Annotated in this window: 18 protein-coding genes; 4 read left to right on the top strand and 14 right to left on the bottom strand. The window is 70.8% G+C overall.

Translation table 11 applies throughout. The features are described from left to right. Window positions 1-16 precede the first annotated feature (16 nt). From PKE84_RS04030 to PKE84_RS04000, 7 genes are read right to left on the bottom strand one after another with little or no spacing between them, the layout of a single operon-like run. A complete protein-coding gene (locus PKE84_RS04030; RefSeq protein WP_271175930.1) occupies window positions 17-1,021 on the bottom strand; it encodes a glycosyltransferase family protein in 1,005 nt (334 codons plus the stop codon). A gap of 58 nt (window positions 1,022-1,079) precedes the next feature. After that, window positions 1,080-1,394, bottom strand: coding sequence for a CHY zinc finger protein (locus PKE84_RS04025; RefSeq protein WP_271175929.1), 315 nt, complete (start codon window positions 1,392-1,394; stop codon window positions 1,080-1,082). A 33-nt stretch (window positions 1,395-1,427) separates the two neighbouring features. Further along, window positions 1,428-2,024: an energy-coupling factor transporter transmembrane component T family protein gene (locus PKE84_RS04020; RefSeq protein WP_271175928.1), complete on the bottom strand. Its 597-nt coding sequence runs from the start codon at window positions 2,022-2,024 to the stop codon at window positions 1,428-1,430. Continuing rightward, window positions 2,018-2,704, bottom strand: a complete 687-nt coding sequence (locus PKE84_RS04015) for an energy-coupling factor ABC transporter ATP-binding protein (RefSeq protein ID WP_271175927.1) — start codon at window positions 2,702-2,704, stop codon at window positions 2,018-2,020. The genes PKE84_RS04020 and PKE84_RS04015 overlap by 7 nt, the downstream gene beginning before the upstream one ends. Then, entirely contained in the window at window positions 2,701-3,885 is a 1,185-nt protein-coding gene (locus PKE84_RS04010) for a thiolase family protein (protein WP_271175926.1), read from the bottom strand. Before PKE84_RS04010 ends, PKE84_RS04015 begins: the two co-directional genes overlap by 4 nt. After that, the gene (locus tag PKE84_RS04005) at window positions 3,866-5,077 is read right to left on the bottom strand and encodes a class I adenylate-forming enzyme family protein (protein WP_271175925.1); all 1,212 of its coding nucleotides are present in this window, start codon (window positions 5,075-5,077) and stop codon (window positions 3,866-3,868) included. Before PKE84_RS04005 ends, PKE84_RS04010 begins: the two co-directional genes overlap by 20 nt. Beyond that, complete coding sequence (locus PKE84_RS04000) at window positions 5,074-5,763, bottom strand: biotin transporter BioY (protein WP_271175924.1); 690 nt, start codon at window positions 5,761-5,763, stop codon at window positions 5,074-5,076. Before PKE84_RS04000 ends, PKE84_RS04005 begins: the two co-directional genes overlap by 4 nt. Before the next feature lie 82 nt (window positions 5,764-5,845). Here PKE84_RS04000 and PKE84_RS03995 point away from each other — a divergent pair, with 82 nt between their 5' ends. Continuing rightward, on the top strand, window positions 5,846-6,487 hold the full coding sequence (locus tag PKE84_RS03995) for a TetR/AcrR family transcriptional regulator C-terminal domain-containing protein (protein ID WP_271175923.1): 642 nt from the start codon (window positions 5,846-5,848) through the stop codon (window positions 6,485-6,487). Between the two features lie 11 nt (window positions 6,488-6,498). On the opposite strand, the gene PKE84_RS03990 is transcribed toward PKE84_RS03995, so the two are convergent. The 3 genes from PKE84_RS03990 to PKE84_RS03980 all read right to left on the bottom strand — a co-directional run bounded on the left by PKE84_RS03990 (window position 6,499) and on the right by PKE84_RS03980 (window position 8,273). Continuing rightward, window positions 6,499-6,876: a DUF3566 domain-containing protein gene (locus tag PKE84_RS03990; protein WP_271175922.1), complete on the bottom strand. Its 378-nt coding sequence runs from the start codon at window positions 6,874-6,876 to the stop codon at window positions 6,499-6,501. A gap of 241 nt (window positions 6,877-7,117) precedes the next feature. Continuing rightward, complete coding sequence (locus PKE84_RS03985; RefSeq protein WP_271175921.1) at window positions 7,118-7,756, bottom strand: ScbR family autoregulator-binding transcription factor; 639 nt, start codon at window positions 7,754-7,756, stop codon at window positions 7,118-7,120. Window positions 7,757-7,925: 169 nt separating this feature from the next. Further along, window positions 7,926-8,273: a VOC family protein gene (locus PKE84_RS03980; RefSeq protein ID WP_271175920.1), complete on the bottom strand. Its 348-nt coding sequence runs from the start codon at window positions 8,271-8,273 to the stop codon at window positions 7,926-7,928. 103 nt (window positions 8,274-8,376) lie between these two features. Between PKE84_RS03980 and poxB the strand changes: the two genes are divergently transcribed. After that, complete coding sequence (gene poxB / locus PKE84_RS03975; protein ID WP_271175919.1) at window positions 8,377-10,110, top strand: ubiquinone-dependent pyruvate dehydrogenase; 1,734 nt, start codon at window positions 8,377-8,379, stop codon at window positions 10,108-10,110. Window positions 10,111-10,195: 85 nt separating this feature from the next. After that, window positions 10,196-11,929, top strand: coding sequence for an LCP family protein (locus tag PKE84_RS03970; RefSeq protein ID WP_271175918.1), 1,734 nt, complete (start codon window positions 10,196-10,198; stop codon window positions 11,927-11,929). Between the two features lie 103 nt (window positions 11,930-12,032). Here the strand turns inward: PKE84_RS03970 and gap are convergent, their stop codons facing one another. The 4 genes from gap to PKE84_RS03950 all read right to left on the bottom strand — a co-directional run bounded on the left by gap (window position 12,033) and on the right by PKE84_RS03950 (window position 15,497). Next, window positions 12,033-13,031: a type I glyceraldehyde-3-phosphate dehydrogenase gene (gap, locus tag PKE84_RS03965; protein WP_271175917.1), complete on the bottom strand. Its 999-nt coding sequence runs from the start codon at window positions 13,029-13,031 to the stop codon at window positions 12,033-12,035. A 363-nt stretch (window positions 13,032-13,394) separates the two neighbouring features. Continuing rightward, window positions 13,395-14,342 (bottom strand): DJ-1/PfpI family protein, encoded by a 948-nt coding sequence (locus tag PKE84_RS03960; protein WP_271175916.1) that lies wholly within the window; start codon window positions 14,340-14,342, stop codon window positions 13,395-13,397. Window positions 14,343-14,344: 2 nt separating this feature from the next. Beyond that, entirely contained in the window at window positions 14,345-14,830 is a 486-nt protein-coding gene (locus PKE84_RS03955; protein ID WP_271175915.1) for a MarR family winged helix-turn-helix transcriptional regulator, read from the bottom strand. Window positions 14,831-14,951: 121 nt separating this feature from the next. Beyond that, complete coding sequence (locus PKE84_RS03950; protein WP_271175914.1) at window positions 14,952-15,497, bottom strand: hypothetical protein; 546 nt, start codon at window positions 15,495-15,497, stop codon at window positions 14,952-14,954. A 670-nt stretch (window positions 15,498-16,167) separates the two neighbouring features. On the opposite strand from PKE84_RS03950, the gene PKE84_RS03945 reads away from it, so the two are divergent. Beyond that, window positions 16,168-16,749 carry an NADPH-dependent FMN reductase gene (locus tag PKE84_RS03945; RefSeq protein WP_271175913.1) on the top strand — a complete coding sequence of 194 codons (582 nt, stop codon included), beginning with the start codon at window positions 16,168-16,170 and terminating at the stop codon, window positions 16,747-16,749. The last annotated feature ends 50 nt before the right edge of the window (window positions 16,750-16,799 follow it).

The raw sequence follows: 16,799 nt of genomic DNA, 5'->3' as shown, positions 1-16,799 counted from the left end.
GCCGGTACGCGCCGGGTCAGCGCGTAGCGGCCGCGCGATACACGCGCTCGAGCTCGGCGACCCAGCGGTCGCCGGTGTGCTTCTTCTCGACCCAGGCACGACCGCCGAGGGCGACGGACGCCGCACGTGGATCACGGAGCACGTCCATTGTCTGCTCGACCACCTCGTCCACCGTTCCCGTCAGCACCGGTGCCGGGTCGCCGTCGTCAGCGATCGACGGGACCGGGACCAGCACCGCCGGACCGATCGCCATCGCCTCCAGCTCGCTCGTCGCCAGGACTCCCGACGACTGCGCGACGGCCACATCGGCCCCGGCGATGAGGTCGAGGAAGCGATCGTGCGAACGGCGCGGGACCAGCTCGACACCGGCCTCGGCGGCGGCCGGTGCTCCCGGGCCCCAGTCGAGACCGAGCAGGCGGGCATCCTGCGGCAGAGCGGCCCGGAGGGCGTGCGCGACCGCGAGCTGATTCTCGACGCCCTTGGAGTCATCCCACCGCGACACGAACAACACCGTCGGGCTGCCGGACTCCGAAGACGGCCTCCAGGCGGGCAGGATGCCCGTGTCGACGATGATCGGCATGTGGACGGCATCCGGCCGCGCGGTCGTCGCCGCCTCGGCGGTGTCGAGATTCGGGTAGTAGACCGCGCTCGCGCCATCGATCGCCCGCTGGATGAGGTCGTGCGTCTCCGGCGCCTTCCACTGGCGCCGGATGTCGGTGCCGTGCAGGTGCAGCACGTAGGGGCGCTTCGGGATGTACGGCTTCTGGAGGAGCGGAACAGACGTCGCGTAGTGCACATGAACCACGTCGCTCGTCAGGGCGACGCGTTCGTGACGCAGGATGTAGGGGAGCTCACCCGGCAGGTGCGACCCGCCGCGGAAGCCGGCAGCGGGACGGACCGCTTCCGGGCCGACGTACTTCCACGTCAGCCCGGCGCGCGCGGCCGCGCCGACGAGTGCGCGGCCCACGAAGGCGCAGTCGTTGAAGTGCGTGACGCGCGGATGCTCGGAGCCGGAGACCATCCGCACATTATCCCATCGGGGTCTGGACGACGGCTGCGGCCGGCCCCGGGGGCTCCGGTCAGGCGGTCTCGAAGTAGAGGTGCGTGTGCAGCCGGCAGCCGGGGTTGAAGTCGGCGGCGCATGCCGGGCAGGCGTCGACGGCGAGGTACTCGTCGATGGTCAGTTCGGTGTCGCACACGCCGCAGATCACGGCCCGCTCGCCGCGTTCGTCGAGGTGCCACTGCTCGGCCGGATGCCCTGCCGTCTCGGCGTGGCAGAGGTGGCACGGGTAGTAGTCGCCGCAGCAGCGGAACTTGATCGCGATGACGTCGAGCGGCCCGCCGTAGTGCACGCAGCGGGTCTGGTCGTCGATCGTGGGGCCGTGGATGAGCATCCCGTTCACCGTATCCCGTTCAGCGCACGCCGTTCAGCGCACGCCGCGAGCGGTCAGGGCTTCGCCCAGCTCGTCGGCGTGCTTGAGGGAGACGACCAGGAACGGGATCACGAAGCCGGCGACACCGACGCGCACGCCTCGCGCCTTCTGCGCCTCCCGCACGCCGGCGGCGAGCCGCACCAGCACGGGGATCGTCGTGATCGAGACGGCGAGCACCAGCGCGACCCGTTCGGCGTCGACCCCGATGCGCTCGAACGGCCGCAGCCCGCGTTCGACGGCGTCGAGCAGGTCGGCGACCCGGGTCGTCAGCACCAGCAGGCCCGCGATCAGGATGGCGGCGAGCACGCGCGTGCTGTTCGCCACGGCCACCTCCGGCGTCAGGAAGACGAGCTGAGCGCCGAGCGTGATCACGATCACCCAGCGCACGGAGACCACCTGCCGGCCGAGCACGCGCCAGCCGAGCCCCCCGATCAGGTAGCTCGCCGTCGTGACCAGCGCGGCGACGGAGGCCGCGGCCAGGGTCGACGGGAGCAGCGTCACCGCGACCACCAGCACGAGCAGCACGGCTGCCTTCGGACCGGCGGGTGCGCGATGCAGCCAGCCGGTTCCCGGGCGGTAGAGGGTCAGCATGACAGCAGTGCCTCGTAGCGTTCGATCACCGCATCCGGCTGCCCGGAGGCCACCACCCTGCCCGCGTCGAAGAGCACGGCGACGTCGCAGCGCCCGGCCATCCGGAGGTCGTGCGTGACGAGCACGAGGTCGTGGCCCGCATCCGACAGCAAGTGATCGGCGATCTGGCGGCTGTTGCGCGCGTCGAGATAGGCGGTCGGCTCGTCGGCGATGACCAGCGACGGCTCCCGGATGAGGGCGGCGCACAGCGCGAGCAGTTGCTTCTGGCCGCCGGAGAGGTCGTGCGCGGCCTGGTCGGCCAGTGCTCCGAGCCCGAATCGCTCCAAGGCTGCGGCGACCCGGGCGACGGATTCCGCCTTGGGCAGGCGTTCGCCCCGGAGCGAGAACGCCACGTCCTCGGCGACCGTCGGCATGATGATCTGGGCGTCGGGGTTGCTGAAGACGAAGCCGACCCGGCGGCGGAGCTCCGTCGACCGGTGCGCGGGATCGATCCCCAGCACCGAGGCCGATCCGGACTCCGCGGTGACCAGCCCGCCGAGGAGGCGGGCGAAGGTCGACTTGCCCGATCCGTTGGCGCCGATCACGGCGATCCGCCGGTGATCGAGGCTGAGGCTCACCCGGTCGAGGGCGACCCGGTCGCCCAGTCGTACGGTCACGTCGCGCAGCTCGATGGCGGTCATCGCACCACCTCGAACACCGCGGCGACGCCCATCCCGCCGCCGATCGACGCGGCGGCGACGCCCACCGTGCCGGCAGGGGCGCCGGCGCGCACCAGCCGCGAGAAGAGTCTGACGACACTGACCGCACCGCTCGCGCCCCACGGATGCCCGAGTGCGAGCGCTCCGCCGTCGGCGCAGACCCGGGCATCCGTATCGGGGAGGCCGAGCTCGGTCAGCACGGCGAGCAGTTGGGCGGCGAACGCCTCGACGATCTCGAACGCGGCGACGTCGGCGAGCCGGTGGCCCGAGCGATCGAGTGCGGCGGCGATCGCGGGCGCGGCTCCGAGCCCGGGGAGGGCGGGGTCGCAGCCGACCGTCGCGTGGGCTCGCAGGGCGAGGCCGGGCGCGTCCCCACGGACGCGCCCGGGAACGATGAGCGCCGCGGCTGCCCCGTCGTTGACGCGGCAGGAATTGCCGGCCGTCACGCTGCCGCCGTCGAACAGCGGAGGGAAGCGGGGGAGCAGGCGTTCGACGGCGATGCTCGCCGTGTCGTTCGCGCCGTCGGCCGGGTTGGCGCCGACGGCCGTGATCGCATCGTCGACGGCGAGTGCCGCGAGCGGAACGAGCTCCTCGTCGAAGGCGCCGCGGTCCACCGCCACCCGCGCGCGGCGGTGGCTACGTGCGGTGTAGGCGTCCTGACGCTCGCGGCTCAGCCCGAACGCCCGGGCGAGGTCGTCGGCGGCCAGCGTCATGTCGGGATCCGGCGTTCCCTGCGGCGCGAACGGAGCGCGCTCGTAGGCGACGCCGTCGATGGAGCGCACGGGGGCCGTCGAGGCGCTCTCGACACCGCCTGCGACGCGCATCCGCTCGTCGCCGGCCCGGACCGCGGTCGCGGCCTCCACGATGGCGGCCAGGCCGCTGCCGCATTGACGGTCGACGGTCATCCCTGGCACGCCCGAGCCGAGCCCCGCCGCGAGCGCGGCGACCCGCGCGGGATTGCCTCCGGGACCCATGCAGTTGCCGAGTACGACATCGGCGACCGGCCGGCGCCCGCCGAGCGCGTCGGCGCCGTCGTCGACGAGGGCCCGGATGACGGGCGCCGCCAGCTGTTCCACCGTGACGGAGCGCAGGCTTCGTCCACGCGTGCCGATCGGCGTGCGGCGCGCGGCGACGATCACGGGATCAGCGGTCGAGCTCGCCAAGGGGCGTCACCTCCCCCGCCAGCACCCGGGCGACGATCGCCGCCCTGGCGGGCTTCCCCGACGCGGTGCGCGGGAGTTCGCTCATCCCGAACCAGCGGCGCGGCCGGTGCGTGTGACTGAGCACCGCGTCGGCCTGTGCACGCACCGTGCTCAGGGCGGGGACCGCGCGACCGGCGGCGGGCTCGACGACCGCGGCGACCAGCGATCCGATCGTCGCGTTCGGCATCCCGAACACCACAGCGTCGCCGACCCACGGGAGAGAGCGGATGGCCGCCTCCACCTCCCCGGGGATCACGGTCGCCGACGCCGTGAGGATGGCGTCGTCGCGGCGTCCGCGCAGGGTGATCCTGTCGCCGTCGAGCGCCGCGCGGTCGCCGACGGTGCACCAGCCGTCATCGTCGGTGCGGAAGGGTCCGTCGGTCACCGGACCGTCGGTCTCCGAGCCGTCGGTCTGCGGCCCGTCGGTGAGATAGCCGGCCGCGACGTAGGGCGAGCGCACCCAGAGCACGTCATCGCGTACCTGCACCTCGACGCCGGGGAACGGCCGGAGCCCGTCGCCCTGGTCGACGGCGACGAAGGAGAGCTCGGCGGCACCGTAGTACGCGACGACCCGGATGCCGAGGCGCTCGGCACGCTCGCGGGTCGACGCAGCGAGGTCGCTTCCGCCGACGAGGGCCGAACGGAGGCGCGAGGGCGACCCGGACTCGATCGCTTCGATCATCGACAGCAGCGCTCCCGGAGTGCCGTGGAAGAGCGTCGCGTCGCGTGCAGGCCCCGGCGTGACCGCGCCTCCGCCTCCGAGCACGACGCCCAGCGCTTTGGCGTGCGCATGCGCGATCGAGAACAGCGTCATCGACGACGCGGGCGGTGCGGGGAGGAAGAGCACGTCATCCGGCCGACGGCCGAGCAGCGCGTCGATCGCAGCGAAGGACGATGCCCACGAATCGGCGGTGCGCAGGACGATGCGCGGCGTCCCTGTCGTGCCGGAGGTGAGTGCGGCCCAGCCCAGACCCGGCCGAGCGCCGGCGCGGGCGGCCAGCTCCTCGACGCGCGCCCACTGCTCGCGGGGCCGGCGGACGTCGCCGATCAGCGGGATGCCGCCCTGGTCGTGCACGGCGAGAGCCGGTGCGATGACCGTCGCCGCGTCGCCCCTCAGCGGGACGATCTCGCCGGGTCGGATGCGCGCCGTCACCGGGTGTGCGATCCGTCCGCCGCGTGATCGGGCGCGTCGGCGACGGAGTCGCTCGTCGAGTTCGCGGATGCCGAGTTCGCGGATGCCGGGGCCGCGGACGCCGGCAGCGCCGCCGTCCGGGCAGCGGCCGAGCGGAAGGCGCGCGGGTAGGCCCGGGCGAGCGTCATCGTGATCGCGGCCGCGATGACCGCCTTGATCAGATCGCCCGGCAGGAAGACGGTGCTCTGCAGCGCGGTCTCCGCGAGGGGGAGGCGGGTCACGAACGCCTGCACGGGGATGCCGAACACGTAGATGGTGAGGATGCCCCCGACGAGCACGCCGATGCTGGTGCGCACCCAGGTGAGGCGACGACCGCGCGCGTGGACGATCGCACCGATCACGAAGGCGCCGACCACCCATCCCACGAGGTAGCCGGCCGACGGCCCCGCGAACACGCCGATGCCGCCACGGCCGCCGGACAGCAGGGGGAGGCCGAGTGCGACCAGGGCGAGGAAGACCAGCATCGACAGGGCACCGCGCCACGGCCCGAGCACGGCCCCGGCCAGCATCACGCCGAGCGTCTGAGCGGTGATCGGCACGGCGCCGAGCACGGTGAACCCACCGCCGAGGCCGAGGACGGCGACGATGGCGGCGAACACCGCGATGCGCGCGATGTCGGTGGCGTCGATGCGGAAGCGGCTGTTCATCGGGCTCCTGTTTCTCCGGTGATTCCTGAACGTTGTTCACCTGAACACTGTTCACCTGAACAGCGTTCACTATAGTGGGCGTGTGGCAGCGAACGAAAGCGCAGGCAGAAGCGGGCGGCACTCCCGCGACGATGTGGCCGAGACGGCCCTGCGCATCCTCGATGAGTACGGGCTCCCCGACCTGACGATGCGCCGGCTGGCGGCCGCGCTCGACGTGCAGCCGAGCGCGCTCTACTGGCACTTCCCGAACAAGCAGTCGCTTCTCGCCGAACTCGCCGACCGGATCGTCGCCCCGCGTGACGCCCGGCGTGACGCCCCGCGTGTCGCCTCGCAGGCCGGCGAGCGGGACTGGGCGGCTCGTACGCGTTCCGAGGCGGAGAGTCTGCGCGACGGCCTCCTCGCCTATCGCGACGGCGCCGAGGTCGTCTCGAGCACACTCGCCCTCGGACTCGGCGCATCCGGCCCGGGCGAGCGGTTGACGGCGGCGATCGAGTCCGGTGGCTTCGACGCCGAGACGAGCCGTCGCGCCGCGACCGCGCTCGCGCATTTCGTGCTCGGCCACGTCTCGCACGAACAGCAGCGGTTGCAGTACGACAGCCTGGGCGTGCTACCCGACGGCGCGGTGCCCGATGCTCTGGATGCCGGCGGCGAGCAGGCGGAGTCGTTCACCTTCGGCGTGACACTGCTCGTCGAAGGGCTCGAACGCCACCGCGTCACGCGTTGACGGGTCGTGGTTCAGTCCTTGTTGGCGAACTTCACTCTGGCGCCGCCCGTCACCCGCGAGGCGAGGTTGAACAGCGCGGCGAACACCGCCCCCAGGGCTGTGACGACGATGAGCTCCAGCAGTGCGACGACGAGGGTGAAGCTCAGCACACCCTGAAACGTCAGGCCCGCGAAGAGGTCCGTGGCGCGGTCTCCGCCGATGTCGGTGAAGAGCACCCGCGCCGAGGTGATGATGCCGGTCTTGTCGAGGACGCTCCAGCCGAGCAGCGCGACCAGGATCGTGACGGCGGCGACGCAGAGCGAGACGAGGAACGACAGCTTGAGGCTCGACCAGAAATCGATGTAGACGAGTCTCATCGTCACCCGTTTGTCGATGCGCGTCCGTGCCATGTCGTTCCTCCCCGGCGGAGGAACCGCGCCCCCCGCGGTGATCCTCCGGGGTCAGTGTAGCGACGGGCCGCGTGCGACACGGCGAGGACCAGAGGATGCTCAGCATTCGGCTCGTCGGCGGACAGCTGGGGGAACGGTGTGTAAACATACCGTTCGTCCGGTTGCGTGCACTAGTCTGATATCCACGGTCCGGTGTCCACGTCGACCGTCACAAATTGGGGGTGTGACGGTCCGTGGGCGCTCAGGCCGAGGTGGGGATCAGCTCGGGAAGTCGTCGCAGAGCGTCGAGACGATCGGCCGGTACGATTCCGGGCAGCAGCACGATCCACAGTTCCCGGATGCGCTGCAGGAGATCGGTGCGATCGGCGAGCGTCGCGGACACGAGCTGAATGCCGGTGTACGCCGGGATGATGAAGTGCGCGAGCATCGCCGGGTCGACGGTCGGCGCGATGTCGCCCTCCTCGATCGCGCGCCGCGCCAGCTCCTCGAACGTGTTCAGCCAGTCTTCATAGGGGTCTGCGACCGGGCGTTCGAAATTCGACACCTCGGTGGTCAGCCGGATCCCCGCCTGCACCACCGGATCGGTGACGAGCTGGCGGCCGAGGCCCGCGCACAGCAACACCATCGACTCGAGCGCGGGCCGGCCCTGCTCGAGCACGAGAGCACCCGCGCTGAAAGCGAGCTCGTGCTGGCGCGCGATCACGGCGTGCGCCAGGTCGTCCTTCGATTGGAAGTGGAAGTACAGGGCGCCCTTGGTGACGGCTGCGGCCGACGCGATGTCGCTGATCGACGCGATGCCGTATCCGTTGCGCTCGAAGACCTCGGCGGCGCCCCGGATGATGGCGTCTCGCGTCGCTCGAGCGCGCGCCTGTTTGACCATGCGAGAAGACTCCTGCGGTGGGGCCGGCGGAACTACGGGGGACGTTGGCGATGCAGGCCGGAACACGAAGACCGTGACCGGTTACACACACCGTAATGGATCGTTCCAGTGGACAGTCCAGTCGTCCCCTCGCGCGGAACGGGCGTGCTTCGGCTCGCCGGGCGTCCGGTCAGTCGGTGTTGTTCGGGCGCCACACCGCGAAGCGGTTGCCGAGCGGGTCGACCAGGTGCGCGAAGGTGATGTCGCCGTTGTCGATGACCGGCAGTGCGATCGTGGCGCCGAGTTCCTCCGCCCGCGCCACGGCGTCGGCGACGTCGTCGACGTGCACGTAGAAGATCGCCCACGAGCCGCCGCCCATCGCTGTCGTGTCCCAGAGGCCGCCGGCGCCGCCGTCGACCATGCTGTAGTGCGCCTCCGACGGCGGCCCGATCTCCCAGCCGAACAGCCCGGAGTAGAAGGTCTTCGTCGCTTCCGGCGCGGGAGTCCCGATCTCGAAGTAATCAATACGGTTCGTCATGGGGCGATTGTGAACGGATGTGCGGGCCGCGGCAATACCCCTGACGCCGCGCGGGGGCCGGGCGTATGTTCATTGCGTACGACCAATGCTAAGGAGGGGTCCTATGCCGACCGTCGCAGACACCATCGTCGAGATCATCCGGGATGCGGGGGTGAAGCGGGTCTACGGGCTTCCAGGCGATTCGCTCAACGGCTTCACCGATGCGCTGCGGCGCGCGGGGACGATCGCCTGGCAGCACGTGCGGCACGAGGAGGCCGCGGCCTTCGCGGCGGCGGCCGAAGCGGCGCTGACCGGGGAGCTCGCCGTCTGCGCCGGAAGCTGCGGGCCGGGCAACCTGCACCTCATCAACGGGCTCTACGACGCGAACCGCAGCCGGGTGCCCGTGCTGGCGATCGCCGCGCAGATCCCCGGGCCCGAGATCGGGAGCACCTACTTCCAGGAGACGCACCCGCAGGATCTGTTCCGCGAGTGCAGCGTGTACACCGAACTGGTGAGCATCCCGGAGCAGCTGCCGCGCGTGCTCGAGATCGCCATGCGCACCGCGGTCGAACGCCGCGGGGTCGCCGTGGTCGTCATCCCCGGCGAAGTGTTCCTGAAAGAGAGCGTCGGCCGTCGCAAGTCCGCGCCGATCACCTTCTCGCCGCGCGTCACCCGGCCGACCGATCCTGAACTGAAGGCCGCTGCCGATCTGCTCAACTCGGCCCGCAAGGTCACTATCCTCGGCGGGGCGGGCACGGAGGGGGCCCACGAGCAGCTGGTCTCGATCGCCGAGAAGCTGAAGGCGCCCGTCGTTCACGCGCTGCGCGGCAAGGAGTTCATCGAATACGACAACCCCTACGACGTCGGGATGACCGGACTGCTCGGCTTCTCGTCCGGCTATCGGGCGATGGAGAGCTGCGACGCGCTGCTCATGCTCGGCACGGACTTCCCCTATCAGCAGTTCTACCCGTCGAAGGCGAAGATCATCCAGGTCGACATCCGGGGCGAGAACCTGGGGCGGCGCACCCCCGTCGACCTCGGGCTCGTCGGCAGCGTGCGCGACACCATCGAGGCGCTGCTGCCGCTGCTGAAGGACCGCACCGAGACCAAGCATCTCGACTCGTCGACGGCGCACTACGCGAAGGCGCGCAAGAGCCTGGACGACCTCGCGGTGAACGACCGCAACCGCACACCGATCCACCCGCAGTATGTGGCGCGGCTGGTGAGCGAGCTGGCAACGGATGACGCGGTGTTCATCCCGGATGTCGGTTCGCCGGTCGTGTGGGCGTCGCGGTATCTGGAGATGAACGGGCGCAGGCGCCTGATCGGCTCCTTCTCGCACGGAACAATGGCCAACGCGCTGCCGCACGCGATCGGAGCGCAGTCGGCCTTCCCCGGTCGGCAGGTGATCGCGCTCGCCGGAGACGGCGGCCTCGCGATGCTGATGGGGGAGCTGCTGACGCTGCGCCAGATGAAGCTGCCGGTGAAGATCGTCGTCTACAACAACTCGTCGCTCAACTTCGTCGAGGTGGAGATGAAGGCGGCCGGCTTCGTGAACTTCGGCACGGGGCTCGACAATCCGAACTTCGCGGACGTCGCCAACGCCATCGGCATCTACGGCCAGCGGGTCGAGAAGCCGGACGACCTCGAGGGCGCGTTGCGCGCCGCCTTCCAGCACGACGGGCCCGCCCTCGTCGATGTCGTGACCGCGCGTCAGGAGCTGTCGATCCCGCCGGCGATCACCGCGGAGCAGGTCAAGGGCTTCACGCTCTACGCGCTGCGCACGATCATGTCCGGCCGCGGCGACGAGTTGATAGACCTCGCAGACACGAACGTGTTCCGGAGGTTGTTCGACTGATCACGGCTGGGAGCACGCTGACGATTCGTCGGGAAACGCCGCGGTCGCCAGCCCTTTCGCAGCGAGTGCCCTCTAGCGTTTCGGTGTGCGACGCCCGAATTATCCGCTACCCGACGAGCCCCGCGACGATCGCGAACCCGCCACCGAGATCTTCGGTCAGGTTCCGCCGGTCGACCCGCGCCGGCCCGTGCGTGCGACGCGCCCTGCCGGCTCTTCGGCGGGGGGTCGACCGCCGGCCGGTCCCGGTGCGCCGTTCGGCGGCGGAGGGTCGGGGTCGGGTGGCTCGGGGTCCGGCGGCTCGGGATCCGGCGGTTCGGGTGGTTCGGGATCCGGTGGCCAGGGGTCCGGCGCTCCTCGGGGGCGCAAGCCGCGCAAACGACGCAGCCGCACCAAGCGCATCATCGGCTGGACCGCGCTCGGTCTCGCCATCCTGCTCGTCGTCGTCGGCGGCTACGCAACCTACAACTACTTCCGGTTCATCAACGGCGTGAAGCACGTGGATGCGATCTCCTCGTCGGACAAGCCGGCCAACGACGTCGACGGCCAGGCCCAGAACATCCTGCTCGTCGGCGACGACCACCGCCCCGACAACGCGTCGCAGGCGGAGCTGAACCAGCTCGGGACGACTGCGGACGGCGGCGGCACGAACACCGACACGATGATGGTGCTGCACATCCCGGCGGACGGTCGCTCGGCGACGCTCATCTCGCTGCCGCGCGACTCGTGGGTCGACGTTCCCGGTCACGGCATGAACAAGCTCAACTCGGCCTTCGCGCTCGGCGGAGGCGCGAGCGGCGACGACTTCGGCGGCGCCCGACTGCTCGTGCAGACCGTCCAGAACCTCACGGGCTTGACGATCGACCACTGGGTGCGCGTCTCGCTGCTCGGCTTCTACGACATCGCCAAGGCGCTCGGGCCCATCAAGGTCTGCCTCAATCAGGCCGTGGACGACCCGTACTCGACCGCGAAGTTCCCGGCGGGCATCTCGACGCTCGACGCCCACCAGGCGCTGGCCTTCGTGCGCCAGCGGCACGGCCTGCCGCGCGGCGACCTCGACCGCGTCGTGCGCCAGCAGTACTTCCTCTCGGTGGAGGCGCACAAGTTCCTCTCCGCCGGAACGCTGCTCAATCCCGCCAAACTGTCGACGACGCTGGATGCGGTGAGCAGCTCGCTCGAGACCGACCCCGGTCTCAACTTCCTCTCGCTCGCGGCGCAGATGCAGGGGCTCACCGGCGGCAAGATCCAGTCGGCGACCATCCCGATCTCGGGCACTCCGACCATCACCGTCGACGGCAGCGACCTGTCGATCGTCGAGGTGGACACCGCCGCGATGCCGGCCTTCATCCAGAAGGTCGTCGGCGAACCGAGCGCCTACGAGAAGGCCACCGCCGCCAAGCCGGCGGACACCGCGGTGACGGTGCTCAACGGCGGCTCGGCGGACGGCGCGGCCGGAACGGCGACCGCCACGCTCAAGGCGGCGGGCTTCACCACCGGCGCGCCCGGTGACGCGAACGACCGAGCGACGACGGTGATCCAGTACCCGAGCGGGCAGGAGGCGCAGGCCAAGGTCGTCGCCGCGTACCTGCCTGGTGCGACCGCTCAGCAGGACGCCTCCGTGAAGACAGTGACCGTGGTGCTCGGCGACGACGGCGTCATGCCGAAGGCGCCGAGCGCGGGCGGTTCGACCGGCGGCGGGTCCGGGTCCGGCGGGTCCGGTGGGTCCGGCGGGTCCGGTTCCGGTTCCGGTTCTGGTTCAGCGCCGAGCGCGACGCCCAGCTCTCCCGCGTCCAACTACAGCGACACAGTCTGCATCAACTGAGCCGACCGCGCCGCCGTTGCGGGCGTGGGCGAGCCGCCGGTCAGCAGCGCGTCCGCCGCGGACGAGCCGCCGGTCAGCTGGTCCGCCGCGGGCGAGCCGCTGGTCAGCCGCGCGCGAGCAGTTCGAGCGTGTCGACGACGCGGTTCGAGAAGCCCCACTCGTTGTCGTACCAGGCGACCACCTTCACGTGCTTCCCGCTCACACGGGTGAGCGCCGAGTCGAAGATCGACGACGCCGGCTCGCCGGTGATGTCGCTGGAGACCAACGGCTCGTCGGCGTACTCGAGCACGCCCGCGAGCGGCCCGTCCGCGGCGGCACGGTAGGCGGCGAGAACCTCGTCGAGGGTCACCTCGCGTGAGACCGTGGTGTTCAGCTCGACGATCGATCCCACCGGCACCGGCACGCGGATCGAGTCGCCCGATAGCTTGCCGTCGAGGTTCGGCAGCACCAGCCCGATGGCCTTCGCCGCTCCGGTCGTGGTCGGCACGATGTTCACGCCGGCCGCGCGGGAACGGCGCAGGTCGCGGTGCGGGCCGTCCTGCAGGTTCTGCTCCTGCGTGTAGGCGTGGACTGTGGTCATGAAGCCGTGCTCGATGCCGGCCAGGTCATCCAGTACGGAGGCGAGCGGGGCCAGCGCGTTGGTGGTGCACGACGCGTTCGAGACGATGACGTGCGTGGCCGGGTCGTAGGCGTCGGTGTTCACGCCGTAGGCGAGGGTCACGTCGGCGCCGTCGGAGGGCGCGCTCACGAGCACCCGCTTGGCACCGGCCCGGAGGTGCGCACGCGCGGCCTCAGCGGAGGTGAAGCGGCCGGTGGACTCGAGAACGAGCTCGACGCCCAGCTCGGCCCACGGCAGGTCGGCAGGGTCGCGCTCGGCGAGAACCCGGATGCGGCGGCCGTCGACCACGAGGTCCGCTCCGTCGACCTCGACGGGGCGGCCGAGGCGGCCGAGGGTGCTGTCGTACTTCAGCAGGTGGGCGAGGGTCTCGGGCGCGGTCAGGTCGTTGACGGCGACGACCTCGAGGTCGCTGTCGCGCTCGAGCAGGGCGCGGAGGGTGTTGCGGCCGATGCGGCCGAAGCCGTTGATGGCGATGCGGGTCATAGGGGTTCCTTTCGTTCCGGTCCCCATGCTGTGCGCTGCTCGGCCGAGACGACAGTGGCTTGGATGACAGTGTGCGCAAGATTCTCGCCGCGCTGATCGCCAGGCGGCGCGAGGATCTCGCCACGGGCGCGCAGGCGCCCCGCTCGTGTGCCGGAGTGCGAGTTTTCCACAGGGACGCGCGGGTCGCTCGCGGTGAGTGGTCACTTGTTGTCGCGAGAGGGGCCTAATCCGGTCTCCGAGCGACAACGAGTGACCACTCACCGCCCGGCACCCCGCGTGCGACTCCCGTGCTCAGGTCAGATCGCCGAGCACGCCCGAGCACGCCCGAGCACGCCCGAGCGCGCCCGGGCACTCCCACCACCCTCACGCCGAGAAGGTGTGCCGGTACTCCGTGGGAGACGTGCCTAGGATCCGCTGGAAGTGCAGGCGCAGGTTCGCCCCGCTGCCGAGTCCGACGCGGGCCGCGATCTGCTCCACGCCGAGGTCCGATCGTTCGAGCAGCTCCCGCGCGAGGTCGACCCGCGCCCGCAGCACCCACTGCATCGGCGTGTAGCCGGTGTCCTCCACGAACCGGCGCGAGAACGTCCGTGCCGACACCTTCGCATTGCGTGCGAGCGCCTCGAGCGTGAGCGGCTCCCCGAGGTGCTCGAGCGCCCACTCGCGCGTGGTCGCGAACAGGTCGCCGAGCGGCTCGGGAACGCTCCGGGGAACGTACTGCGCCTGCCCGCCGCTCCGGTACGGCGCCGCCACGAGCCGGCGCGCCACGTGGTTGGAGAGTGCGATGCCGTGGTCGCGCCGCACCAGGTGCAGGCACAGATCGATCCCGGATGCCGCCCCGGCCGACGTCAGCACGTCGCCCTCGTCGACGAACAGCACGTTCTCATCCACCCGGATGCCCGGATACCGCCGCTCGAGCGCCTTCGTGTAGTGCCAGTGCGTCGTCGCACGCTTGCCGTCGAGCAGCCCGGCCGCTGCCAGCGCGAACGCTCCCGTCGAGATCGCCGCGAGCCGAGCGCCCCGTGCATGGGCGTCCTGGAGCGCGGCGACGACGGATGCCGCCGGCTCGGTCGTGGCCGGCTCGCGGTAGCCCGGGATGAAGATCGTGTCGGCCTGCTCGAGCGCTTCGAGGCCGTCGGCCACGTGGTACGAGAGGCCGTCGCCGCCCGTGACCAGCCCGGGCGCGGCGCCGCACACCCGCACCTCGTACGGCATGCTCGGCCGGTTCGAGAACACCTGCGCCGGGATGCCGACATCGAGCGGCTTCGCGCCGTCGAGCACGAGCACGGCGACGCGGTGGTTCGTGCGAGTCATCGCTACGCCTCCGGCTCCGCCGCGATCGCCTCGTTCATGCGGTGGGAGATCTCGCGGAACTCCTCCTGCTGCTCCGGAGTGAGCGCGTCGAACAGCAGGCGCCGGATGGTGGCGGTGTGCTCGGGGAGCACGCGGACCACGACGCGGCGGCCCTCTCCGGTGAGATGCACGTAGCTGGCGCGGAGGTCTTCCGCGCACTCCTGACGTTCGACGAAGCCGCGGGCGACCATCCGGGTCACCTGGTGCGAGATGCGGCTCTTCTCCCAGCCCGTGATCTCCGAGAGCTCGCGCACGCGCAGCCGGCGACCGGGGGAGCGGACCAGCGCCATCAGCACTTCCAGCTCGGAGATCGAGACCCCGGCGTCGCGCTGCAGCTGGGCATCCAGTGCTCGGTCGAAGCCGCGGCGCATCCGGTAGAAGCTGCTGAAGAGGTCGTCCTCTTCTGCCGTCAGCTTTCGCGGGTCGGGCTTCGTTCGTGCGCTCGGCATACGTCATCCTTGCACGCGTCACGGCCATGCGGGCGCGCGCCGACGTGGCTGCGCCTCCGGGCCGCCGGCGACCGGCTGCGACCTGCCGACGACGTGCCTGCGGCGGACGGCGTCCTCGTTGTCAGTGGTGGGCCAGCGACTCCAGTGCCACCACGGCGACGCCGAGCGCGACGATCACGACGAGCACGATCAGCCGCTTGACGGTGCTGAGGTTCGTGCGCTTCACCGCGATCTGGGCGATGACGGCGAGCGAGACGATGAGGGAGACGAGGGACACGGTGACTGCGGTGCGAGCAGTCACAACGTCGAAGAAGGCGAGCAGCAGCATGATCGCCGGCACCGCGAGAACGCCGAGGGCACGGGATGCGACGGCCAGCATGTGACGGAACTCCGCGACCGTCGGCAGCTTGTTGTGCACGATCATGTGCGCGACCAGGTCGGACGTCAGCCCGGCGAGCAGCACGCCGCCGACGGAGATGAGCAGGGTGTAGAGCACGTTGAGCGGTTCGAGGCTCTCGCTGTGGCTGTTCAGCGCCATCAGCACGGCGAGGGCGGTGAAGGTGGCGTAGATGCGTTCGCGGAGGCGGTCGCCGGCCTCGCGGCGTTGGTCGTCGGTGGCGTCGTCAGGCAGCTGCGTGTCGTCGTGCTCGTCGCGTCTGCGTGCCATGGGTCCTCCTGCCGATGCGCAGAGAGCCTACCGTTCCGCGAATCCGGATGCCCGTCCCGAGCGTCTGCGGCCGTCTGGCTCCCCGCGCAATTCCGGATGCCCGTCCCGAGTGTCTACGGTCGGCTGGCTCCGCGCGCAATTCCGGAACGCCGAGGCGACACGCCGCCGCTCCGGGCACAACTCCGGAAGGCGGAGGGCATCCGCCCCCGTTCTTCCGGAGTTGTGCGGGCGGCGGCCGGGGCGGCGAGGTGACTCCTGCGCATAATTCCGGAACTCTGAGGCGACACGCCGCCGGGCCGTGCCTAACTCCGGAAGGCGGAGGGCATCCGCCCCCGTTCTTCCGGAGTTGTGCGGGCGGCGGCCGGGGCGGCGAGGTGACTCCTGCGCATAACTCCGGAACTCTGAGGCGACACGCCGCCGGGCCTCGCCTAACTCCGGAAGATGGTGCATCGCGGCCTGGGTTCTTCCGGAGTTGTGCGGGCGACGGCGCGGTGTGCGGGCAGGCGGCGGGCTGGAATCGGGCGGCAGGTGGCTCGAAGTCGAGAGGACAGCCCGGAATCGCGGGACGCCGCGACGACCGGTCGAGCGGGCGGGAATGAACTGCGCGCATCCCGGGTTCGATGTTGGTGACACGTCATCAATCCGTCACACGCAACGAAAGGTCTCTCACATGACGAAGATCGCCATCATCATCGGAAGCACCCGCCCGGGACGCAACGGCGAAGCCGTGGCCCGCTGGGTGCTCGAGCACGCCGCACAGCGCGAGGGTGTCGAGTACGAGCTCGTCGACCTGCTCGACTGGAACCTCCCGCACCTCGACGAGGCCATGCCCGCCGCGATGGGGCAGTACGCCAACGACCACACCAAGGCCTGGGCCGCCAAGATCGACGAGTTCGACGGCTACATCTTCGTGACCCCGGAGTACAACCACAGCACGTCGGGCGCGCTCAAGAACGCGATCGACTACGTCGGGGCCGAGTGGTACAACAAGGCGGCCGGCTTCGTCAGCTACGGAGTGTTCGGTGGCGCCCGCGCCGTCGAGCACCTGCGGCTGGTGCTCTCGCAGCTGCAGGTAGCGACGGTCAGCGCCCACGTCGGCCTGAGCCTCGCACACGACTTCGAGAACTGGTCGCTCAAGGCCACCGCGCAGCAGGAGGCGGCGCTCACGCCCCTCTTCGACCAGGTCGAGTCCTGGTCGACCGCCCTCGCCACGGTCCGCAACGCGGACGCCGACGAGCAGCAGGCGGCGTAACGCAGCAGGCGGCGTAATGCAGCAGGCGGCGTAACGCAGCCTGTGCCGCA

Origin of the sequence: Leifsonia poae, assembly GCF_027921845.1 — a bacterium.
Taxonomy (GTDB): Bacteria; Actinomycetota; Actinomycetes; order Actinomycetales; family Microbacteriaceae; genus Leifsonia; species Leifsonia poae.
The sequence above is the reverse complement of the archived record's forward strand: the minus strand, read 5'-3'. Positions and strand labels throughout refer to the sequence as shown.

Excerpts from the sequence above, each read along its gene's own strand:
- PKE84_RS04000 (WP_271175924.1), bottom strand. The coding sequence starts at position 5,763 with ATGAACAGCCGCTTCCGCATCGACGCCACCGACATCGCGCGCATCGCG.
- gap (WP_271175917.1), bottom strand. The coding sequence starts at position 13,031 with ATGACCCGCATCGCCATCAACGGCTTCGGCCGCATCGGCCGCAACACC.
- PKE84_RS04030 (WP_271175930.1), bottom strand. The coding sequence starts at position 1,021 with ATGGTCTCCGGCTCCGAGCATCCGCGCGTCACGCACTTCAACGACTGC.
- PKE84_RS03945 (WP_271175913.1), top strand. The coding sequence starts at position 16,168 with ATGACGAAGATCGCCATCATCATCGGAAGCACCCGCCCGGGACGCAAC.
- PKE84_RS04020 (WP_271175928.1), bottom strand. The coding sequence starts at position 2,024 with ATGCTGACCCTCTACCGCCCGGGAACCGGCTGGCTGCATCGCGCACCC.
- PKE84_RS03980 (WP_271175920.1), bottom strand. The coding sequence starts at position 8,273 with ATGACGAACCGTATTGATTACTTCGAGATCGGGACTCCCGCGCCGGAA.
- PKE84_RS03985 (WP_271175921.1), bottom strand. The coding sequence starts at position 7,756 with ATGGTCAAACAGGCGCGCGCTCGAGCGACGCGAGACGCCATCATCCGG.
- PKE84_RS03960 (WP_271175916.1), bottom strand. The coding sequence starts at position 14,342 with ATGACTCGCACGAACCACCGCGTCGCCGTGCTCGTGCTCGACGGCGCG.
- PKE84_RS03955 (WP_271175915.1), bottom strand. The coding sequence starts at position 14,830 with ATGCCGAGCGCACGAACGAAGCCCGACCCGCGAAAGCTGACGGCAGAA.
- poxB (WP_271175919.1), top strand. The coding sequence starts at position 8,377 with ATGCCGACCGTCGCAGACACCATCGTCGAGATCATCCGGGATGCGGGG.
- PKE84_RS03990 (WP_271175922.1), bottom strand. The coding sequence starts at position 6,876 with ATGGCACGGACGCGCATCGACAAACGGGTGACGATGAGACTCGTCTAC.
- PKE84_RS04025 (WP_271175929.1), bottom strand. The coding sequence starts at position 1,394 with ATGCTCATCCACGGCCCCACGATCGACGACCAGACCCGCTGCGTGCAC.
- PKE84_RS03950 (WP_271175914.1), bottom strand. The coding sequence starts at position 15,497 with ATGGCACGCAGACGCGACGAGCACGACGACACGCAGCTGCCTGACGAC.
- PKE84_RS04015 (WP_271175927.1), bottom strand. The coding sequence starts at position 2,704 with ATGACCGCCATCGAGCTGCGCGACGTGACCGTACGACTGGGCGACCGG.